General features: G+C 63.9%; 24 protein-coding genes and 1 pseudogene. 11 read left to right on the forward strand and 14 right to left on the reverse strand.

Annotated elements, in window-relative coordinates; genetic code table 11:
- Nucleotides 1-115: 115 nt before the first annotated feature.
- Both istA and ACOOE2_RS12185 read right to left on the reverse strand, forming a co-directional pair.
- Nucleotides 116-1,643, reverse strand: a pseudogene (gene istA, locus ACOOE2_RS12180) (IS21 family transposase).
- A 176-nt stretch (nt 1,644-1,819) separates the two neighbouring features.
- Nucleotides 1,820-2,191 carry a type II toxin-antitoxin system HicB family antitoxin gene (locus tag ACOOE2_RS12185; RefSeq protein WP_420383265.1) on the reverse strand — a complete coding sequence of 124 codons (372 nt, stop codon included), beginning with the start codon at nt 2,189-2,191 and terminating at the stop codon, nt 1,820-1,822.
- A 166-nt stretch (nt 2,192-2,357) separates the two neighbouring features.
- Here ACOOE2_RS12185 and ACOOE2_RS12190 point away from each other — a divergent pair, with 166 nt between their 5' ends.
- Nucleotides 2,358-3,104: a hypothetical protein gene (locus tag ACOOE2_RS12190; RefSeq protein ID WP_420383266.1), complete on the forward strand. Its 747-nt coding sequence runs from the start codon at nt 2,358-2,360 to the stop codon at nt 3,102-3,104.
- A 143-nt stretch (nt 3,105-3,247) separates the two neighbouring features.
- Here the strand turns inward: ACOOE2_RS12190 and ACOOE2_RS12195 are convergent, their stop codons facing one another.
- Nucleotides 3,248-4,843: an FAD/NAD(P)-binding protein gene (locus tag ACOOE2_RS12195; protein WP_420383267.1), complete on the reverse strand. Its 1,596-nt coding sequence runs from the start codon at nt 4,841-4,843 to the stop codon at nt 3,248-3,250.
- A gap of 189 nt (nt 4,844-5,032) precedes the next feature.
- A complete protein-coding gene (locus ACOOE2_RS12200; RefSeq protein WP_420383268.1) occupies nt 5,033-6,649 on the reverse strand; it encodes a M28 family peptidase in 1,617 nt (538 codons plus the stop codon).
- 109 nt (nt 6,650-6,758) lie between these two features.
- Between ACOOE2_RS12200 and ACOOE2_RS12205 the strand changes: the two genes are divergently transcribed.
- Nucleotides 6,759-7,145: a hypothetical protein gene (locus ACOOE2_RS12205; protein WP_420383269.1), complete on the forward strand. Its 387-nt coding sequence runs from the start codon at nt 6,759-6,761 to the stop codon at nt 7,143-7,145.
- 2 nt (nt 7,146-7,147) lie between these two features.
- Here the strand turns inward: ACOOE2_RS12205 and folD are convergent, their stop codons facing one another.
- From folD to ligK, 7 genes are all read right to left on the reverse strand, one after another.
- The gene (folD, locus tag ACOOE2_RS12210) at nt 7,148-8,011 is read right to left on the reverse strand and encodes a bifunctional methylenetetrahydrofolate dehydrogenase/methenyltetrahydrofolate cyclohydrolase FolD (RefSeq protein WP_420383270.1); all 864 of its coding nucleotides are present in this window, start codon (nt 8,009-8,011) and stop codon (nt 7,148-7,150) included.
- Between the two features lie 88 nt (nt 8,012-8,099).
- The gene (yghU, locus tag ACOOE2_RS12215) at nt 8,100-9,002 is read right to left on the reverse strand and encodes a glutathione-dependent disulfide-bond oxidoreductase (RefSeq protein ID WP_420383271.1); all 903 of its coding nucleotides are present in this window, start codon (nt 9,000-9,002) and stop codon (nt 8,100-8,102) included.
- Between the two features lie 104 nt (nt 9,003-9,106).
- Nucleotides 9,107-10,162, reverse strand: a complete 1,056-nt coding sequence (locus ACOOE2_RS12220; RefSeq protein WP_420383272.1) for an isopenicillin N synthase family dioxygenase — start codon at nt 10,160-10,162, stop codon at nt 9,107-9,109.
- Nucleotides 10,159-11,031 (reverse strand): sugar phosphate isomerase/epimerase family protein, encoded by an 873-nt coding sequence (locus ACOOE2_RS12225; protein WP_420383273.1) that lies wholly within the window; start codon nt 11,029-11,031, stop codon nt 10,159-10,161. Before ACOOE2_RS12225 ends, ACOOE2_RS12220 begins: the two co-directional genes overlap by 4 nt.
- Nucleotides 11,032-11,266: 235 nt before the next feature.
- Entirely contained in the window at nt 11,267-12,139 is an 873-nt protein-coding gene (locus ACOOE2_RS12230) for an amidohydrolase family protein (RefSeq protein ID WP_420383274.1), read from the reverse strand.
- Nucleotides 12,136-13,188 (reverse strand): 4-oxalomesaconate tautomerase, encoded by a 1,053-nt coding sequence (locus tag ACOOE2_RS12235; protein WP_420383275.1) that lies wholly within the window; start codon nt 13,186-13,188, stop codon nt 12,136-12,138. Before ACOOE2_RS12235 ends, ACOOE2_RS12230 begins: the two co-directional genes overlap by 4 nt.
- Nucleotides 13,181-13,855, reverse strand: a complete 675-nt coding sequence (gene ligK, locus ACOOE2_RS12240) for a 4-carboxy-4-hydroxy-2-oxoadipate aldolase/oxaloacetate decarboxylase (protein WP_420383276.1) — start codon at nt 13,853-13,855, stop codon at nt 13,181-13,183. The genes ACOOE2_RS12235 and ligK overlap by 8 nt, the downstream gene beginning before the upstream one ends.
- 252 nt (nt 13,856-14,107) lie before the next feature.
- Here ligK and ACOOE2_RS12245 point away from each other — a divergent pair, with 252 nt between their 5' ends.
- From ACOOE2_RS12245 to ACOOE2_RS12270, 6 genes are all read left to right on the forward strand, one after another.
- On the forward strand, nt 14,108-15,259 hold the full coding sequence (locus ACOOE2_RS12245) for a LysR family transcriptional regulator (protein WP_420383277.1): 1,152 nt from the start codon (nt 14,108-14,110) through the stop codon (nt 15,257-15,259).
- 68 nt (nt 15,260-15,327) lie between these two features.
- Nucleotides 15,328-16,143, forward strand: coding sequence for a DUF1932 domain-containing protein (locus ACOOE2_RS12250; protein WP_420383278.1), 816 nt, complete (start codon nt 15,328-15,330; stop codon nt 16,141-16,143).
- Nucleotides 16,140-17,165, forward strand: coding sequence for an amidohydrolase family protein (locus ACOOE2_RS12255; RefSeq protein WP_420383279.1), 1,026 nt, complete (start codon nt 16,140-16,142; stop codon nt 17,163-17,165). Before ACOOE2_RS12250 ends, ACOOE2_RS12255 begins: the two co-directional genes overlap by 4 nt.
- Before the next feature lie 2 nt (nt 17,166-17,167).
- Nucleotides 17,168-17,599 (forward strand): protocatechuate 4,5-dioxygenase subunit alpha, encoded by a 432-nt coding sequence (ligA, locus tag ACOOE2_RS12260; protein ID WP_420383280.1) that lies wholly within the window; start codon nt 17,168-17,170, stop codon nt 17,597-17,599.
- A 2-nt stretch (nt 17,600-17,601) separates the two neighbouring features.
- Nucleotides 17,602-18,444: a class III extradiol dioxygenase subunit beta gene (locus tag ACOOE2_RS12265; protein ID WP_420383281.1), complete on the forward strand. Its 843-nt coding sequence runs from the start codon at nt 17,602-17,604 to the stop codon at nt 18,442-18,444.
- Between the two features lie 9 nt (nt 18,445-18,453).
- Nucleotides 18,454-19,425: a Gfo/Idh/MocA family oxidoreductase gene (locus ACOOE2_RS12270; RefSeq protein WP_420383282.1), complete on the forward strand. Its 972-nt coding sequence runs from the start codon at nt 18,454-18,456 to the stop codon at nt 19,423-19,425.
- A 174-nt stretch (nt 19,426-19,599) separates the two neighbouring features.
- Here ACOOE2_RS12270 and ACOOE2_RS12275 read toward each other — a convergent pair whose 3' ends face one another.
- The gene (locus ACOOE2_RS12275) at nt 19,600-21,228 is read right to left on the reverse strand and encodes an AmpG family muropeptide MFS transporter (RefSeq protein WP_420383283.1); all 1,629 of its coding nucleotides are present in this window, start codon (nt 21,226-21,228) and stop codon (nt 19,600-19,602) included.
- A 108-nt stretch (nt 21,229-21,336) separates the two neighbouring features.
- Between ACOOE2_RS12275 and ACOOE2_RS12280 the strand changes: the two genes are divergently transcribed.
- Nucleotides 21,337-22,212, forward strand: a complete 876-nt coding sequence (locus ACOOE2_RS12280; RefSeq protein WP_420383284.1) for a pseudouridine synthase — start codon at nt 21,337-21,339, stop codon at nt 22,210-22,212.
- Nucleotides 22,212-22,781, forward strand: coding sequence for a 16S rRNA (guanine(966)-N(2))-methyltransferase RsmD (rsmD, locus tag ACOOE2_RS12285; RefSeq protein WP_420383285.1), 570 nt, complete (start codon nt 22,212-22,214; stop codon nt 22,779-22,781). The genes ACOOE2_RS12280 and rsmD overlap by 1 nt, the downstream gene beginning before the upstream one ends.
- Here rsmD and ACOOE2_RS12290 read toward each other — a convergent pair.
- Nucleotides 22,732-24,012, reverse strand: a complete 1,281-nt coding sequence (locus tag ACOOE2_RS12290; RefSeq protein ID WP_420383286.1) for an MFS transporter — start codon at nt 24,010-24,012, stop codon at nt 22,732-22,734. The genes rsmD and ACOOE2_RS12290 overlap by 50 nt on opposite strands.
- Before the next feature lie 224 nt (nt 24,013-24,236).
- Here ACOOE2_RS12290 and ACOOE2_RS12295 point away from each other — a divergent pair, with 224 nt between their 5' ends.
- Nucleotides 24,237-26,537, forward strand: coding sequence for an ATP-dependent helicase (locus ACOOE2_RS12295; protein WP_420383287.1), 2,301 nt, complete (start codon nt 24,237-24,239; stop codon nt 26,535-26,537).
- Between the two features lie 27 nt (nt 26,538-26,564).
- Here the strand turns inward: ACOOE2_RS12295 and ACOOE2_RS12300 are convergent, their stop codons facing one another.
- Nucleotides 26,565-26,759: a Flp family type IVb pilin gene (locus ACOOE2_RS12300; RefSeq protein ID WP_420383288.1), complete on the reverse strand. Its 195-nt coding sequence runs from the start codon at nt 26,757-26,759 to the stop codon at nt 26,565-26,567.
- Between the last annotated feature and the right edge of the window lie 19 nt (nt 26,760-26,778).

Here is a 26,778-nt window from a genome sequence, read left to right on the forward strand (position 1 = left end):
GAAACTTCCGCGGATAGCGGCGGTGCTCGACCAGTTCGTGATCGAAATGCCGTACCGGGAGCGTTCGAACAGCTGGCACCCGAAGGCTGCGCTGATCTGCTACGAGGACGATAAATCACACCATTTCTGGCGGCTCTGGATCGGAAGCCGCAATCTCACGATCAGCGCGGGGCGGATGCTTGAGCTTGAGATCGACTACGACGCTGAGTGGCTGATCTGTTGGTGGTTCGCGCCGCCGCGCCAGAATATTGAGGATCACCTCGTCGCTGGCAGCGCCGGTATCGAACGCTTCGCCGATGGCGGCCTCGACCGCCTCCAGTCCGTCGGTGGATATGGCGGCCAGAACCCGCACAAAGCGGCGATCGGCTTCGTCTCCGCTGCCCAGCTTGCGCCGCAGCCGGGCCAGCGCCGGCGGCAGGGCCCAGTCCTGGAATGGCGCGCCGTTGCGCAGCGCACCGGGTTTGTGCACCAGCACCGGCAGATAGTGCCACGGATTATAGAGCGTGCGGTCGCGCCCAAAGCAGCGCGGGTGCTCGGCGACAACCTCATCCCCCAGGCGCACCACGATTCGGTCGGCATAGGCGCGGACCTGAACCGCACGGCACACCGCGCGTGCCGCCACGGAATAGCGGTTGCGGTCAAAGCTGATCAGGCATGTGCCGGTCACCGCGTGGCTCGTCTCGTGAAAGCCCCAAAACGACTTTGGCTCACGGCGCCAGCATTGGTTGCAGTGCGGGCCGCTCGGCCTCCAGCGCCTGGGACACGGTCATGTCCTTTTGCTCGGGGTGCGAGTGCATCGCCGCCCAGCGCAGGCACTCGGCCTCAAGCCAGCCATTCAGTTCCTCGATGCTGGCAAACTTCAGCCTAGGCTGGAAAAAGCGACCACGGATCGTCTGGACCTGGTTCTCGACCTGGCCCTTCTCCCAGCCTGCCGCTGGCGAACAGGCGGTCGGCTCGACCATGTAGTGATCGGCCATGACCAGAAAGCGGCGGTTGAACACGCGCTCCTTGCCGACAAACACCGTCGTCACCGCGGTCTTCATGTTGTCGTAGATGCCGCGCAACGGCACCCCGCCAAAGAACGCAAAGCCGCGCGCATGGGCGTCGAACACCATCTCTTGCGTCTCGCGCGGATAGGCCCGCACATACACCGCTCGCGACGCGCACAGCCGCATGTGCGCCACCTTCACACGCATCGGCTTGCCCGCGATCTCCACATCCTCGTGGCTCCAGTCGAACTGGTAGGCCTCGCCCGGCTTGAACAGCAACGGGACGAACGCAGGAACATCGCCGCCGGGATCCCTGCGGCGGCCATCAGCCCAGCGCCGGGCGTAGCGCCGCACCGCGTCATACGAACCCTCGAACCCTTCACGCAGCAGCAGATCGTGGATCCGCGTCATCCGCAGCCGGTCACGCCGATGCCGCGCCTCGTTCTCGCTCAACAGCGTATCGAGCCGTTCCTGAAACGGCCCGAGCCGAGGCCGAGGCTGGACCGTGCGATGATAGTCAAACGCCACTTCCGGGGCATTGATCGCCTTGCGCACCACCTTGCGTGACAGCCGCAAATCCCGCGCGATCTCCCTGATCGCCTTCCCGCCCGCGTGCTCGCGCCTGATGCGTACAACTGTCTCCACCACCAACATCCCGATCTCGCCACCTGAAAATCCAGGCCGCTGTCTAAACCATCGGAATGGTGGTTCCCTTTTGGACGCCGATCACCCCGCTAGCCGGGTCCTTTTTGCACGCCGATCCACAACCAATTTGTCAGACATCGTTCAGCGGGTAATGCGGGCAGCGAAAGCTGCCCTTTCGTTTTGGATCACGCCAGGACGTTATTTGAATCTGCCACGCGCGATACTGCACCCAGAGTGGCCACGGCCGATTGGTTGAGGTTGAGGTTGAGGTTGATGCCGTGCGACGCCGCAGCCAATGCTACCGCTTCATGCATTTCAGGATCGACGCGCAAGAAGAACTTGCTCGAATAGCAGCAATTGAGCGTGATCCCCTTATCTGAGCAGACGTCCAGAAACGTCCGCAGCGGCAATGCCCCTTCGCGCTGCAACCCCTCAACATCGCTGGCATAAAATCGGCGCCGCCGTTCAGCCCCCAGAAAATCGCCACGAAACATCGCAATGTCGGGGTCGAAGTTCACCACGGCTTTATGCCCGTCGATCAACATCACATTGTTCACGGCCGCACTCCATCGTCATCGAACCACGTGCGGAGAATCTGGACATAAATCCACTTGCCCCAGGCGGCCATGAGTGGATAGTCGTGAAAAAAGCGTGCGTTCGAGAGCCCGCTTCCAGTCCGCCATTTTTTGCGCGTGCTGTCCACCGCACGAGGATTTTCCGGCCATGTTGCAGTCTTTCGGACACGTAGCCCTTCTTCTGGCATTGCTCGCCGCGCCCGCCGAAGTCTGGGCACAAGCGGGGAACACGGTGCAATCTCCGGTGCTCAAGGTTGGCGATTCGTGGGTCTTCAACGACGTGACCGAAAAAGGACCGACGGGCTACAACGAAAGGCGCACCAATATCGTCGTGCAACGCCTGGGCGATGACACGATGAACATCGGCATCAAGCGTGATGGCGCGCCCGGCGCGTTCGAGGACCAGCTGATCGGGCTGGATTGGAGCCATCGCCGTTTCGTTGACGGCAAGCAGACCGTGACGACCAGGCCGTTCGAATTCCCGCTGAGCGTCGGCCACCAATGGACCGTGGATTTTGTAGACTCCACCCGACGCGGTAACCAGATTTCGGTCCATGTTCGCCAGACTTACAAGGTCGTCGGCTGGGAAGATATCACTGTCGCTGGCGGGCACTTCCATACCGTGAAGGTCGTCTCTGATGGTGTGAACGATGGCACGGTCGAAGTTGCCGCCACTGCCGGTACGAGCGTCGCGGCGTCTTCTTCCGGAACCGCCGCCATCAGCCATGGCCAACGCGGAGGAATTGGCAAGCTCGTCAGAGTAACACACGGCGAGTTCTACTATGCGCCGGAAATCAAGAGTGCCGTCAAGAGCCTAGAGGAGCAGTATAGCCCAGATAATGTCCTGCTTATACGCGAAAAGCGCGAACTCGTCAGCTTTACACCTGGAAATTGAAATTACCCATGCTGTCGGCAAAGGATATGGCGTAGATTCAAAGCCGTCTGGCCAGGATCGCAAGCTCATTTCAAAATGGCGAATTTCCATTAATCGGGCCGTCGCCATCGCTGTCGGAAAGGGGCTCGCCCATGATGGCATGTTCAATGTTCAGGTACGCCCCGATCCAGCAGATGACCCGCCAAAGCGCGCGCGTGTTCGGCGCAGTCCACCAGTCCTTGCGTAAACGGATACCGTTCCAGCAACTGGGGTAGCGCCAGGCAATAGATCCGCGACGCGTTCGCGCCGGTCACGTCGAGCTGAAACGGCTCGCTGATCGAGCGGTCGGGATGCTCCAGGTTTTGGGCCAGCGACTGAAAGGGCAGCGCAGACAGGCTTGCCGGCGATTGTCCGCGTGCGTCGATCATGGCGTCGAACGAAACCGGCCCGTCTTCGGTCTGGACGCTGATCGTGCCATCGGCATCCTGCGAGAATTCGGATTGCGTGCCCGTCGCCAGCAGGCTGAGCACGCCGGCCTCGTACAGCGCGATAATCCGTGCCAGCGACAGGTGCGGAATCGCGGCGTAGCTGTCGGAAAATACCGGCAGCAGGTTTTTGCGAAACCGCTGGTAATCGGCATCGGACAAATCGCGCAGCACGTCGTCGAACACTTCGTGACCACGCAACAAAACATAGCGGTGCGGCACGGTTTCCTTGCGGCGGATCGATTCGCGTGCGGCCACGCGGTCGCGCCTGACCGCGCGCAGCCCGCCCAGATCGTGGCGCAGCGCAAAATAGGCCGGCGCAAAACCTTCGATCGTGCGCGCACCGGGCGCCAGGCTGTCGAGGTATGCCGGATCGGCCTCATCCAGTTCGGCCAGCAGCAGTGCAAACACGCGATCGAGCAGGCCATCGGTGCCTTTGGCAACTTCGCCTGCCACTGCGTCGGCGGTCAGGTGCGCGGCGGGGCCATACGGGAACGGATAATAGAAATCGCCTTCGGGCATCACACCCATATGCGACACCATCGCGATCGACAGGTTTTCCTCGCCATTATTGGGCAACCAGGTGACTTCGCCTGCAATATCTTCAAACCGCCCGCGCGCATGGCCCAATGCGACGACGACATCGACCGCCGACAGCGATGATCCCAGAATACCGATCCGATCGCCCGGCGTTTGCGTGATGCGCGTATAAGGCCAGGGCGAGATCAGCGGCACGCCCTCGATCTGCGGATCGCGCGGCCAGGAATGTCCCGACGCGATCACCACCGCGTCATACCGCGTCGCACCGCCTGATCCGCTGTTGCGCCAGTGCACATCCGCGCCGCCTGCGGCATCGGGCACGATATCCGAAACCGCGGTTTTGGTTCGCACCGTGATCGTATGGCCGGCCGCGCGCGCCTTGTCGCACAAGTCCTGGAATTGCGATTGCAGGTATTCGCCGATCAGCACGCGCGGATAAAACGCGCGCGCCGACAGATCATGATACGACAGTTCCCATTCCGACAATTCGCGTTCGGGCAGATGTTTCAGCCAGTCGATCAACGGTGCGACCGGCGGCGGAATCTCTCGGCTGAACGCGTTGCACAGCATGTAGTCGGCGTTCATCTGTGGGTTGTAGGGCATGCCGAGCCCGGCCTGGTCCGAAGCTTCGAACACCGTAATGTCCAGCGGGTGGTCGTGGGTGATCAGGTGTTTAAGCGTATAAATTGCCATCGGGCCGCTGCCGATCAGGGCAATTGTCCTGACGGTGGTCATGGCATGCTGGCCTTGCGCACTGTGTTGCTCCCAGACGCGGCCTTGCGCACGCGATTGTCACATAAACATTTTCAGGGCCAAGTTGTGCCATCGGGCGCGCAGGTAATTTCGGGCAGGGCCCTTGCCGCGACACACATCGTTTCCGTCGCAGCTACACCAACCCTCCCCACGCGGATCGGCTTGGCGCTATCAGCTTTCCGGTTTGAATGCGCTGGTCGCCAGCCATGCCGGAGCGGCCGGATCATTGGCCACATACGTCGCAATCCTTGCCACGAAATTGTCGAGCTTGATCGCTTCGACTTTCATCACGCCGGGCTGGGTGATGTCATCGGCAGGCGAATGATAGCGCAGCGCGCGCCAGTCGTGCTCGATCTGGTATTGCGGCGAATTGAGCACAAAGCCGAATTTGAATGCCAGCGCGGGGATGCCGGCGCGAACGAAGCTGAACTGGTCCGTGCGCGTAAATGTGTTGCGATTGGGCAAAGGATCGGGCGTCAGCGCCAGACCCTGGGCCGCGGCGGCCTGGCGCGCGACCGCGCCCAGCGTGCTTTGACCCTCGCCACCCGCGATCACGGTTTTCAGCGGCCATAGCGGCAGCGGCATGTCGAAATTGAGATCCGCAACGATTGCCGCTTTCGCCACCGTGGGACGCCGCGCAAAGTACGTCGAGCCGAGCAGCCCTTTTTCCTCACCCGCCACGATCACGAATAGCACCGAACGTTTCAGGCGCGGCCCCCGGTGCAGCCTGTGCGCAACATCCAGCACGCTGGCGACACCCGAAGCATCGTCCATCGCACCGTTGTAGATGCGGTGGCCCGCGATCGGTTCGCCAATGCCCAGATGATCGAGATGCGCCGAAAGCACCACGTATTGCAGGCGCAGTTTGGGATCCGATCCTGGCAGCCGGGCGATCAGGTTGGGCGCGGTCACATGGCCGTGCGTGGCCGAAACGGTCGCTTTCATCCGCTGGGCCAGGGCAAATGTCGGCACCGGCTTCGACGCATCGGCCAGCGCGACCAAATCGCTATAGGCGTGACCACTGCCCGCAAACAGGTCTGCCGATCGTTCGGGATCATAGCTGCCTGCAAAAAACCCGTCGGGCATGTCGCGCAATGCCGGCTCGGCCAGAAACATGCCGGTCTGCGTTGCCAGCAACTGTTGCCGCGCCCACGGAATTTCGACCTGTTTCGGTGTAACCAGACTGATCAGGCCGACAGCGCCGGCCTTGGCCAGCGCTGTCGCGCGTGCGGCACGCGCGGCGGCCTTGACTGGCCCGGGCAGGTCCACCGGGCCGCCCGAAATCACCACCGCGATCTTGCCCTTCAGATCGACGCCGGCAAAATCGTCATGCCCCCGCGCGGGCAGGTGCAGGCCATAGCCGATGAACACCAGCGGCGCATCGATCGTGGCAGGGCGCGGCGCGCCGCCTGATGCAATCAGCAACGCGGGCCCGACCGGTATGGCGTGCGACTTGCCATCGGCACCGATCAGCGCCGCGGTCGAGGCCGCCTGGTTGATCGTCTGCGTGTCATAGGCCACGGCCTGCTTGAAGGTGCCGCCCTCGCCGCCCGGCAGCAGGCCCTCGGCGCGAAATCGCGACATGACGAAATCGGCCGCGCGGTCGTATCCAGCCGACCCGGTCAGGCGGCCCTCCATCCTGTCGCTGGCCATCACCGAAATGTCGTCCCACCACACATCGGCGCGCGCCTGCATCGCGCGATCCGGTGCCGGATCGGCCGCATGGGCGGGCATGGCAGCCAGCAGGGCAAGGCCAGACAAGAGGGTTCGGCGTGCGCGTGCGTTCATCATCGCGTCAACTTAAATCGATATGATGCGGCTGTCGATGGCCGCCGGTGGCTGTTGCGCCCGGCGGGACAAACAAAGATTGTCGGCGCCAAGCAGAGGATGCAATTCGATGAAGACCAACTCGATCATGGGCCTTGGCTGCGCATATGCGCTGGGCCTTGCGGCGATGTCCGCACATGCGCAACAAATGGCCGACCCGGCAATGCCCGCTTCGCCCGCCAGGGCCGGCGATCATGCGCACGGCGGCGGCGGGCGTGGTTTTGACGCGATGGACGCCAACCACGACGGCTTTGTCACGCTTGACGAATGGAAAGCCGCTGGCCGCCGTGAAGACCGTTTCGCCCAGTTCGATGCCAACCATGATGGCCGGATCACGCGCGAGGAAATGAAGGCGTTCAGGGACAAGATGCGCGCCGAACATCCGCGCGGTGGCCCCGGAGGCCCCGGGGACGGCGGCAATGTCGGTGATGGCGCGATGCAGCCCCAGCCGCAGTAAAGTCAGGCGTCGGCCAGCGCCAGCGTGCGCTCGGCCGACACCACCGTGTTTTCCAGCAGCATCGTCACGGTCAGCGGCCCCACCCCGCCGGGCACCGGTGTCATCGCCGCAGCCTTTGCGCTTACGCCTGCAAAATCCACGTCGCCCACGATTCGCCCGTCGGGCAAGCGGTTGATCCCCACATCGATCACGACCGCGCCGCGCTTGACCATCTGCGCCACGATCAGCCCGGGCACACCGGCGGCCACCACCAGAATATCGGCCATGATCGTGTATTGCGCCAGATCACGCGTATGGATGTGGCAGATCGACACGGTCGCGCCCTCGGCCATCAGCATCAGCGCGGTCGGCTTGCCGACGATATTGCTGGCGCCCACGACGACGACGTTCTGACCCTTGAGGTCGATCCCTTCGGATTCGAGCAGCTTGACCACGCCATAGGGCGTGCACGGCGAAAACACCGTGTTGCCCGTCACCAGTGCACCGATGTTGTACAGGTGAAACCCGTCGACATCCTTGTCGATGCTGATCGTTTCAAGCACGCGCGGCATGTCGATATGCGGCGGCAACGGCAATTGTACCAGGATGCCGTGCACTGCGGGATCGGCGTTTAGCGCCGCGATCCGCGCCAGCAGCGTGTCGTTGTCGATCGTTTCGGGAAAGCGATCGGTAAAGCTGCGAATGCCGACCGCTTCGCACGCCTTGACCTTGCGTCCGACATAGACCGCGCTCGCCGCATCGCCGCCGACCAGGATCACCGCCAGTCCCGGCGTTACCCCCGACGCCTTCAGCGTATCGACCCGCGCGGCAATATCGGTGCGCAAGCGGCGGGCAAGCGCCGTGCCGTCGATGATCCGCGCTGTCATGATAAAACCCCCATCAAGCCCGTCGCAACTGCGGGCGCTGCGCCGTCGTTAGCGCAACGCCCGCAATCGCACTATACCTGATCCATGGTCAGATGCGTGTACCGCCGCGCGCCAGCACCTGATCTTCGGTGTTCACTTCGAAATCGCGCGCATCGTGGCGCTCTTTCAGCTGGCTGGCGGGTTCGCCCTGCCCGCGGTTGACCATGCGCCCGCGTTTGACCGCAGGGCGCGCGGCGATCAGGTCGTACCAACGGTGCACGTTGGTATAGTCCTGCGTCGAAAGGAACTCCTGGGCATTGTATCCTTCCGTGATCAACGCGCCGAACCACGTGAAATTGGCAATGTCGGCAATGGTATAATCGTTGCCGGCGATGTATTCGGTCTTGCCCAGCTGCGTATCGAGCACATGCAGCAGGCGTTTCGCCTCCATCGCATAGCGGTTGATCGCATATTCGATCTTGATCGGCGCATAAGCGTAAAAATGCCCGAACCCGCCACCGATAAACGGCGCGGCGCCCATCTGCCACATCACCCAATTCATCACTTCGGTGCGCTTGTGGATTTCGGCCGGCAGGAATTCGTTGAATTTCTCCGCCAGGTAAAACACGATCGAGCCCGATTCAAACACGCGCACCGCCGGGTTCATCGACCGGTCGAGCAGTGCGGGGATTTTCGAATTGGGATTGATGTCGACAAACCCGCTGCCGAATTGATCGCCCTGGCCGATGTTGATCAGCCACGCATCGTATTCCGCGCCCGCATGGCCCTTGTCGATCAGCTCTTCGAGCATGATTGTCGCCTTGACCCCGTTAGGCGTGCCCAGCGAATACAGCTGCAGCGGGTGCTTGCCCACAGGCAGCTCTTTTTCATGCGTCGCGCCCGAAATCGGCCGGTTTATATTGGCAAACTGCCCGCCCGATGGCTGGTTGACCCAGACGGCTGGTGGAACGTAGCCCGCGGGCTGATTGTCGGCGGGATCACCAGAGGCCATGTTCGTTTCCTTTTGTGCGACGGAAAAGCGTTGCCTCCCAAATGGATCGCGCCGCGCGCATTACAAGGCGCCCGGCTGCTCCGCCGCCACGCAATTATCGGCGTTTATTGTGCCTCCGCCTCCGCCAACGTCTTGAACTGCCCGAACGCCTTGGTCCCCACCGCGTTCTCGGGCAGCGCCAGTTCGCCCTTCGCCACGCGCTCCGCCAGGTAGGCATACGTCTGCAACGCCATCGACCACATATGATCGCCGATCGAGATATCGGGATATTGCGCGGTCTTTTCCCCGGTCGGATCGAATTCGGGCAACGGCTTGATCTTGGTCGCGTAATCGGCCGCGAAAAACAGCGGGAACGAATAGCGCTCGTTCTTCACCTTGCGCACGCGGTGCGTGGTCGCGACGAATTGCCCGGCGGTCATCACTTCCAGCATGTCGCCGACATTGATCACGAACAGTTCCTCGCCCTCGACCGTCACCGGCGGCGCGTCGATCCACTGCCCCGCGCCGTTCAGCACTTCCAGGCCCGGCTGGTCCGCCAGCAACAGCGTGAAACATTCGTAATCGGTATGCGCGCCGATGCCGGGCGCATCCTGCGCCGACAGATCGACGGGATAATGGATCAGCCGCAATTTCGACGGCGGGCAAGTAACGAGCGCGTCGAACGCATGCTCATCCTGCCCAAGCGCCAGCGCAAACCCCTGAAACAGCCGGCGCCCCAGTGCGAACACATCGTCGTAATAGGCCGAAACCGCTTCGCGAAAGCCCGGCTGATCGGGCCATTTGTTGCCGCCGATCAGGGGCTGGCCCGCGCGCACGAACGGATGATCGTCGCTGGCTTCAAACCCGATGTCCCACGCTTCTTTGTGGTCGGGCTTGCCCGTGCCATAGACTTCGGATCCTTCGGGCACATAGCCCTTGTGCCCGCGCCCCAGCCCGATGTGTGCGCGCATCTTCCATTCGTGATCGTGTGCAAACAGCGCCTCGGCCGCCGCGCGCAGGCCGGCGATCCGCGCGGCCGAAATGCCATGGCCACACACATAAAAGAACCCGACTTCGCGCGCGGCGCGGCCCAGGTCTTCGGCGACGTGCTGACGCTCGGCCAGGTCGGCGCTGAACAGGCCGGCAATATCGATGATCGGCAGGGCTTCGAAATTGATCATGGCGTCTCGCTCCAGGCGGTAAAATGGTCGCGTTCGGACCATTCGAGAAAGTGGTCGCGTTCGCTCCGGGCCATCCACCGGTTCAGCTCCCAGGTGTCGGCAATCGGTGCGCGGGTAAATGGCAGAAGATGCGTATAGCCATCCGGGCCGAATTCCGGGGTCAGCGTGGTCACATCGCGCCCGTCTGCGCGGTGCGTTGCCCACACCGTCTCCCACATCGCCTGATGCCAGGCCAGCGCTTTGGCATATTCGGGCGCGGCAGGGTGCGGCACTTGCGGGCCCTGGTCATAGCCGACGCGCGCCTGGACATGGTGAACGCGCGTCAGGAACGGCAACAGGTCGTCAGCCGGATCGTCAAGCAGGCGCTCGCATACGACGACCCAGTGGCTGAGATCGGCGGTGAAGCGCAAATTCGGCACTTGCGCGATGACATCGAGCGCCACCCACGGGCTGTAGAGCGAGGTGGCGCGGTGGATTTCAAAGCTGCAGATCATGCCGGACGCTTCGGCCAAAGCCTGCGCCTGACCGAAAAACGCCACCTGCTGCGCCAGCGGCCAGCGGTCGTTGCCCGGCAGGACATTGATGAACCGGGCGCCGACGCTTCGCGCACCCTCGATCGCCTCGGCCAGCCGGTCGCAATGCTGCGCCACGCTCCAGCGCTGATCGGGAATGACATCGCCACCGGTGAACACGACCGCGATATACCCCAGCCCCTCGTTTTCGAGCGAGGCTTTCAGCGCGCGCCGCGCGAACGGATCGGCGGGCAGCCGCGCCTCGACTCCAACAAAGCCGTTCTCGCGGCATTCGGCCCCGCACCGCGACCAATCGCCCGTCCAGCCCCAGAGTGATCGGAACAGGTCAAGGCGCATTTGGAAACACTACCATTTGGTTGCCGCCTCAATGACTGAATCAGGTAATTTCTGGACGTTAACGCAAGGGATTTACAAATGACAAGAGCAACTCTCGCCACTTCCACGACCCTGTCCTTCGTCATTCCCGCGGACGCGGGAATCCAGACTGGGCGCCAAGGGGTTAAGCCAGCACTTGGCGCCTAACCTGGATTCCCGCGTCCGCGGGAATGACGAAAGTTAGCGAGATGAGCGCCTAATCCGCCCAGTACAACCGCATCGGATTGGCCACCAACAGCTTGTACTGCAGTTCCGCCGTCGGCGCGATACGCGGGATCATGTCGACCAGATGGCCATCGTCGGGAATGGCATCCTGCATATTGGGGTGCGGCCAGTCGGTGCCCCACAGCACACGGTCCTGATAATCCGCAACCAGCGGCGCCACTGCAGCGGCAAACGCGTTCCACGGATCGCCCGCCGGATCGAGCCGATCGGGACACGTCGCCTTGAACCAGATATCCGGCCGCGAATCCAAAAGGCCCCGAAACGCCCGCATATCCGCGCCATCAGGCCCTTGCGTCACATCGGGCCGCCCCATGTGATCGATCACCAGCGGCACCGGGATCGCATCCATGAATCCGCGCAGTTCGTCCAGGATATCCGCCTCGAAATAGATCACCACATGCCACCCGGCAGGCAAACGCTGTGCCACCTCGAGAAACTTGTCCTTCGGCGCATCATCGACCAGCCGCTTCAGGAAATTGAACCGGATCCCGCGCATCCCGCCCGCGTGCAATGCGTGCAGTTCGTCGTGCGAGATCATCGGATCGACCACCGCAACACCCCGCGCGCGGCCATTCGACCTGGCAATGGCGGCGAGCGTGGCGGCATTGTCGGTGCCATGGCAACTGGCCTGCACGATCACATTGCGATCGAACCCAAGGGTGTCGCGCAACGCGAACAGCATGTCCGGGCCGGCATCCTCCGGCTGGTATTTCGCCTTGGCGCTGAACGGAAACTGCGCGGCAGGGCCAAACACATGGCAATGCGCGTCGACCGCGCCGGCAGGCGGCCGATAGCGCGGTTTCGACGGATTGGCGTGCCACGACACGATACGCTGGTCACTCATCCGAACACCACTCCATCCATCAATTTGCGCGCGGTGCGCAGCAGAGCCGAGGTCACGACCGCGCCCGTCTCGTCGGTATCGAGCACGCAACTCATTTCGCCGGTCGGATGCTCGACCGACAGGGTCTTGCGCGCGCCATCGGGTATCTGTGCAACCTCGGCCGCGGGCGAACCCGCCAGCAGGCATGCGGTCGCCACCGACACCGCGCCCAGCACGCCGATCGTGGCATGCGCCCGGTGCGGAATATAACTGCGCACTGTCACCGCACCGCCATGCTGCGGCGGCGCCACCAGCATCATCTTGGGCACCGATTTGGCGGCAACATCACCCAGGTTCATCATCGGCCCGACTTTAAGCCGGATCGCCTCGATCCGCGCTTTCAGGTCGGTCGCGTCATCGAGCCATTCGCGGGTCTCGTAACCGGTAATGCCCAGGTCCACTGCCTTCATCACCACGCACGGCATGCCGTTGTCGATCAGCGTGACCGCAACGCCATCGATCACATCGACGACATTGCCGCTGGGCAGCAACGTCCCGCAGCTCGATCCCGCCGTATCGCGGAATTCCAGCGGCACCGGCGCATGCGTTCCCGGCACGCCATCGATCGCGGCATCGCCCTGGTACGTGATCTTTCCTCCGGGCGTCTGCAACGTTGCCACCGCAACCTGCCCGGTGTTTTCCATGAAGATCGCCACGCGCGTTTCATCGCCGCTCGCCGAGACCAGCCCGCGCTCGATCGCAAACGGCCCGACGCCGGCCAGGATATTGCCGCAATTCTGCTGATCGGTCACGATCGCCTGATCAACGAACACTTGCAGAAACAGGTAATCCACATCGATCCCCGGCCGCGAAGACCGTGACACCACCGCGACTTTACTGGTCAGCGGATCAGCGCCGCCCATCCCATCGATCTGGCGCGGATCAGGCGAGCCCATCACGCCAAGCAGAAACGCATCGCGCGCGGCCACATCGGCAGGCAGATCGTTTTTAAGGAAATACCCGCCTTTCGACGTCCCGCCCCGCATCCACATGCAGCGTGCCTCAGACATATTTCAGGCCTTCTTTTTCCAGCCGTTCGCGCATCTTGTACATGTCGAGCCCGAGCACACCGGCGGCCAGCTTCGTCCGCTTGTCGCCTTCGTTGGCTTCGCGCGCTTGCGCCGCGGCCAGCACTTCGGCCGCTTTTTCGCGCGGCACGACGCAGACGCCGTCGTCGTCGGCGACAATCACATCGCCGGGATTGACTGCGGCATTGGCACACACGATCGGCACATTGACCGAACCCAGCGTGTTCTTGACCGTGCCTTGCGCAAAGATCGCCTTGGACCACACCGGGAATTCCATCTCGGTCAGGTCGCGCACATCGCGGCAACCGGCATCGATCACCAGCCCGCGACACCCGCGCGCCTGCGCCGAGGTCGCCAGCAGATCGCCGAAATAGCCGTCTTCGCAAGGGGATGTCGGCGCCAGCACGATGATGTCGCCCGGCTGCAGCAATTCGATCGCGACATGGATCATCCAGTTGTCGCCCGGAGGCGCACTGATCGTCACTGCCGAACCGGCGATCCGCGCGCCGCGATAGATCGGCCGTATGGGACTGGCGAGCAACCCAGTGCGCCCTTGCGCCTCGTGCACCGTGGCCACGCCGCACTGCCCCAGCGCGTCGATCACTTCGAGGGCTGCGCGTTCGATGGTCCTGACGACAATTCCGGTCATGGCTGGGCTCGCTTGATGATTGATGCAAGCGGGTTGCGCCCGGCGGGCCGAAAGGGAAAGCCGGAACTCTGGCAAAGTCATTAGATTTTGCTAAGATGACCACGGAACACAAAGCCCCTCCCCTTCAGGGGAGGGGTTGGGGTGGGGCCCCTCCCCACTCGCCAACGCTGATGGGGATCACCGCATAAGCGGGATGCAGCCGAGAGGCCCCACCCCCGGCCCTCCCCTGAAGGGGAGGGGGCAAGGACAGAAATGGACATCTGGGACTACAACCTGCGCCACCTTGCCGCGATCGCGCAGATCGCACAGTTGGGCACGATGGGCGCCGCTGCACGCGCGGTCAATCTGACCCAGCCGGCGCTGACGCAGGCGCTGGCGCGGGTCGAACAGCAACTCGGCCTGGTGCTGTTCGAACGCCGCCACGACGGGATGGTGCCTACGCCCGCCGCCGATTTGCTGGTCCCGCGTATCCGCGCCGCATTGGACCGCAGCATCAGCCCGCACGTCACCACTGCCCGCCTGCGCGCGCTGCTCGCGCTGGCCGACAGCGGTAGCTATCTTGGCGCCAGCCTCGCCACCGGCCTCGCCGTTCCCACGCTGCATCGCGCGGTCAAGGACCTGTCGCTGTCGCTGCGCAAGACACTGGTCGAACGCCGCAGCAATGCCGTCGTGCTGACCGAGGCCGGACAGGCACTGGCGCGGACATTCCGCCTCGCCCGTGTCGAGCTGGAAGCGGGCCTGGCCGAGATCGAGGCGCTGAAAGGCCGCGAGATCCGCCGCATTACCGTCGGCGCGATGCCGCTGTCGCGCGCGCGCATCCTGCCCGGCGCAGTCGCACGATTCCTCAAACGCCACCCGCTGGTGCGCATCGCCATAGCCGAAGGCGCGCGCGCCGAACTGGTCGAACCGTTGCGCAACGGCATGATCGACATGATGATCGGCGCCTTGCGCCAGCCCTTGCTCGAACCCGACCTGCACCAGACCGCCCTGTTCGAGGACGAGCCGATCATCATCGCGCGCGCCGATCACCCGCTCGCCGGCACGCGGCCCAATCTGGCCACGCTGGCGCACTATGCCTGGATCCTGCCCGGCCACGGCGCGCCTTTGCGCGATTCGTGGGAAACAATGTACGCCGACGCCGGCATCGTCGCCCCGCCGGTGCCGGTCGAATCCGGTTCGATGATGACGATCCGCCAGGTGCTGATCAAAAGCGATTTCCTGGCGCTGGCCTCGCCCGACCAGGTGGCGGTGGAACTGGAGGCAAACTGGCTGACCTCGCTTGGCCCGGTGCCTGCCACATTCCACCGCGTGATCGGCGTGACGACGCGCGCATCATGGCGCCCCACCGCGGTTCAGGCCGAATTCCTGGCCGACCTCGCTGCCATTGCCGACGAACGGACTTAGCACAGACTTATCGACCCTGGCGCAATCGGATTGGCGGCGCGCGGGCTTGCGGCGCAGGAATAAACGCCATGGATCAGACCATCGCCCTGATCGGTTTCGGTGAAGCCGGATCGACCTTTGCCGCAGCCGCTGGCTGGGGCAAAAGCGCGCGTGCGTTCGATGTCCGCAGCGAACGCGCCGCCATTGCCACGGACTGCGGCGTTGTTTTTGCCCAAAGCGCGGCCGATGCGCTGCATGGCGCGCACCTCGTGCTGTCGCTGGTCACCGCCGATGCTGCGCTGAAGGTGGCGCGCGATTATGCCCGGTTCCTCGCGCCCGGCGCGCTGTGGTGCGACATGAATTCGGTTGCGCCCGATACGAAACGCGCCGCCGCTGGATACATCAATGCTGCGGGCGGACGCTATGTCGATGTCGCGGTGCTGGCGCCGGTCGATCCGGCGCGCATGAAAGTCCCGCTGCTGATCGCCGGCGAAGCCGCCCAGGACGCAGTCACGGCGCTGGCCGCCGCCGGTTTTGCCAACACGCGCATTGTGGGCGCCGAAATCGGCCGGGCCAGCGCGATCAAGATGATCCGCTCGGTCATGGTCAAGGGCATCGAAGCACTGACGGCCGAAATGATGCTTGCCGCCACTGCCGCTGGTGTGGCCGACGAGGTACTGGCCTCGCTCGACGCCAGCGAACGGCAGCAAAGCTGGTTCAAACGCGCGCCCTACAACATCGAGCGCATGACCACGCATGGTTTGCGCCGTGCAGCCGAGATGGAGGAAAGCGTCAAGACGCTGGCCGCGCTCGGGGTCGATCCGGCGATGACCGCCGGCACAGTGCGCCGCCAGCGCGAACAGGCCGGCCACACCATACCCATGCCCACAGGATGCAACCCATGACGCTCGTTATCGACTGCCACGGCCACTACACCGTGCTGCCCAAGGCGCACGACGCCTGGCGCGAGGAGCAGAAGGCCGCGTTCAAGGCAGGCACCCCTGCCCCGCCCTACCCCGCGATCAGCGACGACGAGATTCGCGAAACGATCGAGGCCAACCAGTTGCGCCTGATCGAGGAACGCGGCGCCGACCTGACGATTTTTTCGCCGCGCGCCAGCACGATGGCGCCCCATGTCGGCGATCAAAGCGTCGCGGTGCCCTGGGCACGGGCGTGCAACGATCTGATCGCACGCGTCGTCGCGCTGTATCCCGAAACCTTTGCCGGCGTGTGCATGCTGCCGCAATCGCCCGAGGCCGACATGACCTCGTCGATTGCCGAGCTCGAACGCTGCGTGACTGACCTTGGCTTCATCGGCTGCAATCTCAATCCGGATCCTGGCGGCGGGCATTTCACCCATCCGCCGCTGACCGACCCGTACTGGTTTCCGTTCTACGACAAAATGGTCGAGCTCGATGTGCCGGCAATGATCCACGTCTCGGGATCGTGCAACCCGGCGATGCACGCGACCGGCGGCTATTACATCGCCGCCGATACAGTCGCGTTCATGCAATTGCTCGAGGGCGATCTGTTTTCGCGGTTCCCGGCCCTGCGCTTTATCATTCCGCATGGCGGCGGCGGCGTGCCCTATCACTGGGGCCGTTATCGTGGCCTTGCCGACATGCTGAAGAAACCGGCGCTGGACACCCATCTGATGAACAACGTGTTTTTCGACACTTGCGTCTATCACCAGCCGGGCGTGAACCTCCTCAACGAAGTGATCGAGACCAAGAACATCCTGTTCGGATCGGAAATGGTCGGCGCGGTGCGCGGCATCGACCCGACCACCGGGCATTATTTCGACGACACCAAACGCTATGTCGACGCGCTGCCGATTACCGATGCGGCGCGCCATGAAATCTTTGAAGGCAATGCCCGGCGCGTGTTCCCGCGCCTCGACACCCGCCTGAAACAACAGGGACGCTGATCATGATCCGCGACATTCATGCCTATCTCGACGAGCTGGAGGATATTCCCGGCACGCGCGTGTTTACCGCCGCGCGGGCGCGGCGCGGCTATCACATCAACCAGTTTGCAATGAGCCTGATGAAGCCCGAAAACCGCGCGCGGTTTCGTGCCGACGAACGTGCCTATCTGGACGAATGGCCGCTGAACGATGCGGCGAAAGACGCCTATGTCGCGCGCGATTACAACGGCCTGATCGACATGGGCGGCAACATCTATTTCCTGTCGAAGCTGTTTTCGGCCGACGGTATCCCGTTTGCCGAGGCGGTCTCGACGATGACCGACATGACCTTTCCCGAATACCGCGCGATGATGATGCAGGGCGGGCGCAGTCCCGAAGGCCAGCGATCGATCAAAGCCAACGTTGCCGCCGCAGCGGCCAAACAGGAGAATTGACGATGGCGCGCATTACCGCAGGCGTGGGATCGAGCCACGTGCCGCTGCTGGGCGTCGCAGTCGACCAGGGCAAGACCCGCGATGACTATTTCGGGCCGATTTTCGCAGGCTACGACTGGACCCGCGAATGGGAGCTGCGCGAAAAACCCGATGTGGTGATCCTGGTGTTCAACGATCACGCATCGGCGTTCGACATGAAGATCGTGCCGACGTTTGCGATCGGCTGTGCCGAACGCTACAAATCCGCCGACGAAGGCTGGGGCCCGCGCGCGGTGCCCGAGGTCGAGGGCGACGCCGATCTTGCCTGGCACATCGCGCAAAGCCTGATCCTCGACGATTTCGACATGACGATCATCAACGAGATGGATGTCGACCATGGCCTGACCGTGCCGCTGTCGATGATGTTCGGCACGCCCGATGCCTGGCCGTGCAAGGTCGTGCCGATCGCGGTCAACGTCGTGACGTATCCGGTGCCGTCGGGCAACCGCTGCTGGGCGCTGGGCGAAGCGATCGCGCGCGCGGTCGCCAGCTATCCCGAAGATCTCAACGTGCAGATCTGGGGCACCGGCGGAATGAGCCACCAGCTGCAGGGGCCCCGCGCCGGCCTGCTCAATCGCGAATGGGACAACGCATTTCTCGATATGATGATCGGCGACAGCGATGCTGCGCGCTGGATTCCGCATATCGAATACTTGCGCGAAACCGGCAGCGAAGGGATCGAAATGGTCATGTGGCTGATCATGCGCGGCGCGCTCGGGCCCAAGACGCGGATGCTCCACCGCCATTACCACATCCCGTGTTCAAACACCGCGATCGGGCACATCGTGCTCGAACCGGCCGCTTAAGGGTTGCTCATGTCCGATACTCCAGTCAGAATCGCGCTCGCCGGCGCGGGCGCGTTCGGCGAAAAACACCTCGACGGGCTGAAAAACATTCCAGGCGTCGAAATCGTCTCGATCATCAGCCGCACCGGCGAACAGGCCGCCGCGGTCGCCGCCAAATACGGCGCCAAGCACAGCTCGACCGAACTCGCTGACGCATTGGCACGCGACGATGTCGATGCGGTGATCCTGTGTACGCCAACGCAGATGCACGCCGAACAGACGATCGCCTGCCTGAGCGCGGGCAAGCATGTCCAGGTCGAAATCCCGCTGTGCGACAGCTGGGCCGACGCCGAAACGGTGATGGCCAAACAGCGCGAAACCGGCCTGGTCGCGATGGTCGGCCACACGCGGCGGTTCAATCCGTCGCATCAGCTGGTGCACAAGCGCATCGTCGCGGGCGAATTCGCGCTGCAGCAGATGGACGTCCAGACGTATTTCTTCCGCCGCAAGAACATCAATGCCAAAGGCGAAGCGCGCAGCTGGACCGACCACCTGCTGTGGCACCACGCCGCACACACGATCGACCTGTTTGCGTATCAGTCGGGCCCGATCGTGGCGGCGCACGCGCTGCAGGGGCCCCGACACCCGGAGCTCGGCATTGCGATGGATATGTCGATCCAGCTGAAAGCCGCAACCGGTGCCATCTGCACGCTGTCGCTGTCGTTCAACAACGACGGGCCGCTCGGCACGTTCTTCCGCTACATCGGCGACACCGCCACGTACGTTGCGCGCTATGATGACCTGTTCGACGGCCGCGACGCGCAGATCGACGTGTCGCACGTCGACGTCAGCATGAACGGCATCGAACTGCAGGACCGCGAATTCATCGCCGCAATCCGCGAAGGGCGTGAACCGAACAGCTCGCTGGCAGGCGTGCTGGATTGCTACCGCGTCATCGGCGAACTGGCGGCGCAGCTGGAAGCGCAGGACGGGTGGTCCTGAGGCCTGAGAAACCGCCTCTACTTCACACACTCGTCATTCCCGCGAACGCGGGAATCCATTTGCAACGTTTCAGCGACGAACAATGCTGGAACGATTTGCGACGGCAGCGCAACTGGATTCCCGCGTGCGCGGGAATGACGAGTGTATGGGTATAATGTGGCGCGTCCAAGCTCCTCAGCTTTGCCCCGCGCCCCGCCGCCCCGTCACCCATTCCAGCACCACGAACCCCACCGCGACCAACCCCGCCGCGGCCGTCCAGCGGAACATCACCGGATACCCCAGCCGGTCGATCGTATCGCCCGCAATCCCCTTACCCAGCGACCCGATCAGAAACGTCATCGACGACAACAGCGCGTATTGCACCGCGGTATGGCTCCGGCTGACCTGGCTCGACAGATAGGCGACGAACGCCGCGCCGGCGATCCCGGTCGAGATATTTTCCACGCTGATCGCCATCAACAGCCGCAACATCCGCGCATCCGCGCCGAGCATGGCGCCAAGCGACGCCAGGCCGGTCGCGCGCGCAAACGCATCGATATGCACCGCGCCCTCGGCCAGATCGGCATAGACGAAATTGCCCAGCACCGGCAGCACCGCACCAATCAGGATCGTGGGCATGCGGCCCAGCCGCACGAACAGCGCGCCGCCCAGGGCGATCCCGGCCATCGTCATGAAAATCCCGAAAATCTTCGACGCGAACGCCACTTCGTCCTTCGAATAATGCAGGAAATTCAGATAGAACGGCAGCGCGAAACTGCCCCACACGTTGTAGCACAGCGTATAGGTCAGGATCATCCCGATCATCACCAGCACGCGCCAGCCCAGGCGTCCGGCCAGTTCGGCCAGCGGCGCGACCAGCGCCAGCCACAGATGATCGGCAATGGCAACCCGCCCCGCGCCGCCGCCGGATTTCCTCCGCGCGCGGTTGGTCAGCGCAGCGACCAGCAGCGGCAATCCGACCGTGGCCAGAACGATAAACGGCGCATGGCTGCGCGTGAAATCGGCGACGGACGGCTTGGCCACGCCCGGCATATCGGGGTGCAACATCGCGATCATGAACAGACCGATACTGCCGATCGCCCAGCCCCAGCCCAGCGCGACCACGACCAGCGCCAGCGCTCGAAGCCCGGGCGCCGGCTCATCGACCATGGCATCGGCGGTGTCGATCACGGGGCGCGGCGTATCGGGCGCGCCCAGCGTGACCAGCGCGACCAGCGCGATCAACCCGGCCATCACCGCATAGACCATCGGCCAGGGCAAGCGCGCCGCCAGCACCAGCGCGAAGGCACCGCCAACCAGCGCGGCCAGCCGGTACCCGAACTGGTACAGCGACGACAACAATTCGACCGTGGTGGTCTCATCGGCAACATCGATGCGCCACGCATCGATCGCCACATCCTGCGTCGCCGAAGCCAGCGCGGCAATCAGCGCGATCAGCGCAAACCGACCCAGCGACGTCACCGGACTGGTCAGCGCCAGCCCGAGCAACGCGATGATCAGCGTGACCTGGCACGCCAGGATCCAGCCCTTGCGCCGACCCAGCCGCCCAATCCCGGGCAAGGCCAGCCGATCGACCAGCGGCGACCACAGGAATTTGAACGAATAGGCCAGGCCGATCCACGCGAGCACGCCGATCGTGGCATTCGACACATGCGCCTCGCCCAGCCAGGCATTGAGCGTGCCGATCAACAGCGCATACGGCAGCCCCGAAGAAAACCCGAGCGCGAGCATCGTGCCCGCCTTGCGGCTGGTCAGTGCCACGCGCAGCAGGCGCCAGCCGCGTTGTTTTTCGATAACCGCCAAGCGTCGTGCCCCCGTCTGAACCGCCCCGACCCTAGCAACGATCGCGCCGGGCGCCAGTCCTTTGCGGTTGGGGGTGACGCAATCGGGCATTCGCGCTATAGGCGCGCAATGTCACATCCCGAAAAACCCGCAAGCGGCCGCACGCGACGTCTGCCCGCTTCGCCGGAATTGCGCCGCAACACGTCGCGCTCTCCGTTCCCCCGCCCGCCCGCTGCGCCAAAAGCCGCGCCTGACCCGAATGCGCCGCCGCGCGAAGGCGAACGGATCGCCAAATTGCTGGCGCGCGCCGGCATCGCCAGCCGCCGCGAAGTCGAACGCATCCTGGCCGAAGGGCGCATCAGCCTGAACGGCGTGGTCGTAACCGAACCGTCGACCGTGATGAAAAACCTGCGCGGCGTGACGGTCGATGGCGAACCGGTGGCGCCCGCGCCGCCCGCCCGCCTGTTCCGCTTTCACAAACCCGAAGGGCTGATCACCGCGGAACGCGATCCGGCAGGTCGCCCGACGATCTACAACGCGCTTGTCAACGCGCTGCCCAAGGGCTGCCCGCGGATGATGCCGGTCGGCCGGCTCGATCTGAGCACCGAAGGCCTGCTGCTGCTGACCAACGACGGCGAACTGAAACGCGCGTTGGAGCTGCCCGCGACCGGCATCCCGCGCACCTATCGTGCGCGCACCTTTGGCGACATCAGCCAGACCCGGCTGGAAGAATTGAGCGAAGGCGTCGAGATCGAGGGCATGCGCTATGGCTCGATCAATGCCAACATGGAACGCCGCACCGGGCGCAACCAGTGGATCGAAATGACGCTGACCGAGGGCAAGAACCGCGAAGTGCGCCGCGTGCTCGAACACCTGGGCCTGCAAGTCTCGCGCCTGATCCGCACCGCCTACGGCCCGTTCATGCTCGCCGACCTGCCACGCGGTGCCGCCGATGAAGTGCGCCAGGTCGATGTCGAGAAATTCCGTAAGGCGCTCAAGGTTTAATGAGGATCATCGCAGGGGACTGGCGTGGCCGCAAACTGGTCGCGCCCGCGGGTGACACCACGCGCCCGACTGCCGACCGCACCCGCGAAACGCTGTTTTCGATGCTCGTCAGCCGGTTGGGCAGTTTCGAAGGCCTTTCGGTCGGCGACATGTTCGCAGGTTCGGGCGCGTTGGGCTTCGAGGCGCTGTCACGCGGCGCAGCAAGTGCGCTGTTCGTGGAAAACGATGCGCGGGCGGTGGACACCATCCGCGCCAATATCCGCACTCTGGATGCGGGCACGCGTGCCACCGTGCGCGCAGGATCGGTCCTGGCGCTGGGCCCGGCACGCGCACCGCTCGACCTGGTGTTGCTCGACCCTCCCTATCGCACCGGCGCGGGCGCGGTGGCGCTGGAAAAGATGATCCGGCTGGGCTGGATTTCGCCCGCCACCTGGATCAGCCTGGAAACCGCGTTCGACGAGCCGGTGACCGTGCGCGGCCTGACGATCGATACCGACCGCAAAGTCGGCAAGGCGCGGCTTACGCTGCTGCGGCTTGGCGGGGAGCCAGACGCACCCCCAGCAGCGTGACGGCGCCGGCCAACGTCAGGAACAGCCCGACATAGGCGACCCCGCCGGTCTGCGCGAGCCAGCTGGCGGCAAACGGCGCCAGGGCTCCGCCCAGGATCCCGCCGCAATTGAACGCGATCGAAATTCCGGTGTAGCGCACGCCGGTGGGAAACAGCGACGGCAGCCAGGCACCGAGCGGGCCATAGGCAAACCCCATCACCAGCAGCGCGCTGGCCAATGTCAGCAGCACGATCGGCACCGAGCCCGAGGCGAGCCCGCTGCCGAACACCAGCCCGACGATCATCGTCGCCGCAGCGCCCGCTTTCAAAACGCGCCCGGGGCTGGTCCGGTCCGACCAATATCCCGCCAGCACGATACCCGCCGCCAGCGCAAAATTGGCGACCAGTTGCACCGCCAGAAAACTCTGCATGCGATAGCCGAGCTTCGTCGTCGCGAATGACAGCGCAAATGTGGTGGCGAGATAGAAAATCGCAAAGCACGTCACGACGCCGGCGGTCGCCGCAATCACCGTTGCGGGATAGTGCGCGAACAGCGCCCGCACCGGCACGCGCGGCGGCGGCGCGGATTCCAGCGCGGCGCGGAATGCCGCAGTTTCACCGATCTTCAGGCGCACCCACAGCCCCAGAACGACCAGCACCGCGCTCGCCAGAAACGGAATGCGCCAGCCCCATGCGGCAAAATCGGCCGGGGACAGCGATAGCGACAGCGCCAGAAACAACCCGTTGGCAAACAGAAACCCGACCGGCGCTCCAAGTTGCGGCGCCGCGCCAAACCGCGCTTCCCACCCCTTGGGCGCATTTTCCACTGCCAGCAGGCTGGCCCCGCCCCATTCGCCGCCCAGCCCGAACCCCTGACCAAAGCGCATCAGGCACAGCAGCGCCGGCGCGATCGGCCCGGCCATCGCATACGTCGGCAAAAACGCGATCGCCACTGTCGATCCGCCCATCAGCATCAGCGAGGCGACCAGCGTGGACTTGCGCCCGACCCGGTCGCCGAAATGCCCGAACGCGATCGCGCCGACCGGACGCGCCACAAACGCCAGGCCGAATGTCATGAACGCCAGCAATGTCCGCGCCGCCGGCGATTGCGCGGGGAAAAACAGCGGCCCGATCACCAACGCAGCGGCCGTCGCGTAAATATAGAAGTCGTAGAATTCAACCGCCGTACCAACGAGGCTGGCCGCGAGTATGCGCGCATGCTGGCGGAACGGATGGATTGCGGATTGGGTCATGATCCTGCGGGGTAATTCATCGCGCAAATTCCGCAAGGCCTTCTTCCCCCCTCCCCTTCAGGGGAGGGGCCGGGGGTGGGGCCTCTCGGCTACAACCCACTGCCGCGATTATCCACGAGCGTGGAGTGTGGGGAGAGCCCTCACCCCACCCCGCCCCTAAAGGGGAGGGGCTTTAGTTTGGCGCAAGGGTTGCGACCGGCGCACAAGTTCCCTACTTGTTCCCGGTGACGCAGACCCAACATATCTCGCCCGCCAGCACCGATTTGCCCGACTGGCTCGAACGGCTCAATCCGCCGCAGCGTGAGGCGGTGGTGACAACCGATGGCCCGGTGCTGATGCTCGCCGGCGCCGGTACGGGCAAGACGGCGGCGCTGACCGCCCGGCTCGGCTGGCTGTTGCGACGCCGCCTGGCTTGGCCCAGCGAGATCCTGTGCGTCACCTTTACCAACCGTGCCGCGCGCGAAATGCGCGAGCGGGTCGGGCAACTGATCGGCCCGGCGGTCGAAGGCATGCCGTGGCTGGGCACATTCCATTCGATCGCGGCCAAGATGCTGCGCCGCCATGCCGAACTGGTCGGGCTGACCAGCACTTTCACGATCATCGACACCGATGACCAGCTGCGCCTGCTCAAGCAGCTGATCCAGGCCGAAGCGGTCGATGACAAGCGCTGGCCCGCGCGGCAATTGGCCGGGCTGATCGACCGCTGGAAAAACCGCGGGCTCAATCCAGACGATCTCGATGCGCTGGAAAACGAAGCCTGGGTCAATGGCAAGGGTCGGCATTTCTACGAAATGTACCAGGCCCGGCTGCGCACGCTCAACGCCTGCGATTTCGGCGATCTGACGCTGCACATGCTCAATATTTTCAAGAAACATCACGACGTGCTGGCGCTGTGGCAGGACCGGTTCAAATACGTGATGGTCGACGAATACCAGGATACCAATGCGGTGCAGTACCTGTGGCTGCGGCTGATGGCGCAAAAACGGCGCAACATCTGCGTGGTGGGGGACGATGACCAGTCGATCTATTCATGGCGCGGCGCAGAAGTTGCCAATATCTTGCGGTTCGAAAAGGACTTTCCCGGAGCGCGGGTGATCCGGCTGGAACAGAACTATCGCTCGACCCCGCATATCCTGGGCGCGGCCTCGGGGCTGATCGCCGAAAATTCGCAGCGTCTGGGCAAGACCTTGTGGACCGAACGCGATGGCGGCGACCGGTTGCGCGTGATTGGGGTATGGGACGCGACCGAGGAAGCGCGCCGCGTCGGCGAAGAGATCGAACGGCTGGAACGCGAAGGCTGCGCGCTCGATGCGATCGCGATTCTCGTGCGCGCGCAGTTCCAGACGCGCGAATTCGAAGAGCGGTTCCTGCAGATCGGTCTCGCCTATCGCATCGTCGGCGGCTTCCGGTTTTATGAACGCGCCGAAGTCCGCGATGCGCTGGCGTATCTGCGCCTGATCGCCTCGCCCACCGACGACCTGGCGTTCGAGCGGATCTGGAATACGCCCAAGCGCGGCCTTGGCGACAAGACGCTGGAGAAACTGCACCGCTTTGCCCGCGCGCAGGCACTGCCGATGCTGCGGGCCGCGGCCGAAATTGCCGATACCGACGAGTTGCCCGCACGCGCACGCGGCACGCTGGTGTCGCTCACGCGCGATTTCGCGCGCTGGCGCGACAGCATCGGTACGCTGAGCCCGGCGGAACTGGCGCGCACGATGCTCGATGAAAGCGGGTATTCCGCCGCGCTGCAGGCCGAGCGCAGCACCGAGGCCAACGGCCGGCTGGAAAACCTGGCCGAATTGGCCCGCGCGATGGAGGAATACGACACGCTGTCCGATTTCCTCGAACACGTCAGCCTGGTCATGGACAACGACGCCAATGCAGACGAAGCCAAAGTCACGATCATGACGATGCACGCGGCCAAAGGCCTGGAATTCGATCAGGTGTTCCTGCCCGGATGGGAGGAAGGTGTGTTCCCCTCACAGCGCTCGCTCGATGAAGGCGGCCTTGCCAGCCTGGAGGAAGAACGCCGGCTGGCCTATGTGGCGATCACCCGCGCGCGCAAGCGGTGCACGATCATGCATGCGGCGAACCGGCGCATCTATGGCCAGTGGACCAGTTCGATCCCTTCACGATTCGTCGGCGAATTGCCCGAAGACCATTTCGAGGAAGAAACCACGCTGACCGGCGGCGCGTCGCTGTGGCGCGCGCAGTGGTCCGAACATTCCGATCCGTTCGCCGATGTCGCATTGAACAACCCGTCGCGGGTTTCCAGTCGTGGTCCCGGCTGGCAACGCGCGGCCGCCGCGCCGATCGACGTGATCCCGCGCAAGATCGCCGAAGCAACCCGGAGCGCGGCCAGCTTTGCCGCCACCCCGCGCACCGACCTGGGGATCGGCGCGCGGGTGTTTCACGAAAAATTCGGCTATGGCGTTGTCGCCGGACAGGACGGCAACAAGCTGGAGATCGCATTCGAAAGCGCCGGCCACAAACGCGTGCTCGACAGTTTCGTAAAGCCGGCCTGACGAGGGCTCGGATTGGCTCGCCGGGCGTTACAACTGCCCCGATTGCGCCTGCGTTTCCTGCTGCGACACGAATGCGAACGTGTTGACCAGCGAATTGCCCAGCGCGCCCATCGCGGTGATTGCCGCAACCGAGATCAATGCGGCCATCAAACCGTATTCGATTGCCGTGGCACCGCATTCCTCCTTTGCGATTCGCACGAGCAGACGATTGCAATAGACCATAAAAATACTCCCCGATTAC

It is taken from the genome of Novosphingobium sp., assembly GCF_965214355.1.
Taxonomy (GTDB): Bacteria; Pseudomonadota; Alphaproteobacteria; order Sphingomonadales; family Sphingomonadaceae; genus Novosphingobium.

Coding starts and splice junctions, on each gene's coding strand:
- ligK (WP_420383276.1), bottom strand. CDS start 13,855: ATGACCGGAATTGTCGTCAGGACCATCGAACGCGCAGCCCTCGAAGTG.
- ligA (WP_420383280.1), top strand. CDS start 17,168: ATGATCCGCGACATTCATGCCTATCTCGACGAGCTGGAGGATATTCCC.
- ACOOE2_RS12190 (WP_420383266.1), top strand. CDS start 2,358: ATGTTGCAGTCTTTCGGACACGTAGCCCTTCTTCTGGCATTGCTCGCC.
- yghU (WP_420383271.1), bottom strand. CDS start 9,002: ATGGCCTCTGGTGATCCCGCCGACAATCAGCCCGCGGGCTACGTTCCA.
- ACOOE2_RS12230 (WP_420383274.1), bottom strand. CDS start 12,139: ATGAGTGACCAGCGTATCGTGTCGTGGCACGCCAATCCGTCGAAACCG.
- ACOOE2_RS12225 (WP_420383273.1), bottom strand. CDS start 11,031: ATGCGCCTTGACCTGTTCCGATCACTCTGGGGCTGGACGGGCGATTGG.
- ACOOE2_RS12280 (WP_420383284.1), top strand. CDS start 21,337: ATGTCACATCCCGAAAAACCCGCAAGCGGCCGCACGCGACGTCTGCCC.
- ACOOE2_RS12300 (WP_420383288.1), bottom strand. CDS start 26,759: ATGGTCTATTGCAATCGTCTGCTCGTGCGAATCGCAAAGGAGGAATGC.
- ACOOE2_RS12245 (WP_420383277.1), top strand. CDS start 14,108: ATGGACATCTGGGACTACAACCTGCGCCACCTTGCCGCGATCGCGCAG.
- ACOOE2_RS12200 (WP_420383268.1), bottom strand. CDS start 6,649: ATGAACGCACGCGCACGCCGAACCCTCTTGTCTGGCCTTGCCCTGCTG.
- folD (WP_420383270.1), bottom strand. CDS start 8,011: ATGACAGCGCGGATCATCGACGGCACGGCGCTTGCCCGCCGCTTGCGC.
- ACOOE2_RS12235 (WP_420383275.1), bottom strand. CDS start 13,188: ATGTCTGAGGCACGCTGCATGTGGATGCGGGGCGGGACGTCGAAAGGC.
- ACOOE2_RS12250 (WP_420383278.1), top strand. CDS start 15,328: ATGGATCAGACCATCGCCCTGATCGGTTTCGGTGAAGCCGGATCGACC.
- ACOOE2_RS12290 (WP_420383286.1), bottom strand. CDS start 24,012: ATGACCCAATCCGCAATCCATCCGTTCCGCCAGCATGCGCGCATACTC.
- rsmD (WP_420383285.1), top strand. CDS start 22,212: ATGAGGATCATCGCAGGGGACTGGCGTGGCCGCAAACTGGTCGCGCCC.
- ACOOE2_RS12265 (WP_420383281.1), top strand. CDS start 17,602: ATGGCGCGCATTACCGCAGGCGTGGGATCGAGCCACGTGCCGCTGCTG.
- ACOOE2_RS12205 (WP_420383269.1), top strand. CDS start 6,759: ATGAAGACCAACTCGATCATGGGCCTTGGCTGCGCATATGCGCTGGGC.
- ACOOE2_RS12270 (WP_420383282.1), top strand. CDS start 18,454: ATGTCCGATACTCCAGTCAGAATCGCGCTCGCCGGCGCGGGCGCGTTC.
- ACOOE2_RS12220 (WP_420383272.1), bottom strand. CDS start 10,162: ATGATCAATTTCGAAGCCCTGCCGATCATCGATATTGCCGGCCTGTTC.
- ACOOE2_RS12195 (WP_420383267.1), bottom strand. CDS start 4,843: ATGACCACCGTCAGGACAATTGCCCTGATCGGCAGCGGCCCGATGGCA.
- ACOOE2_RS12255 (WP_420383279.1), top strand. CDS start 16,140: ATGACGCTCGTTATCGACTGCCACGGCCACTACACCGTGCTGCCCAAG.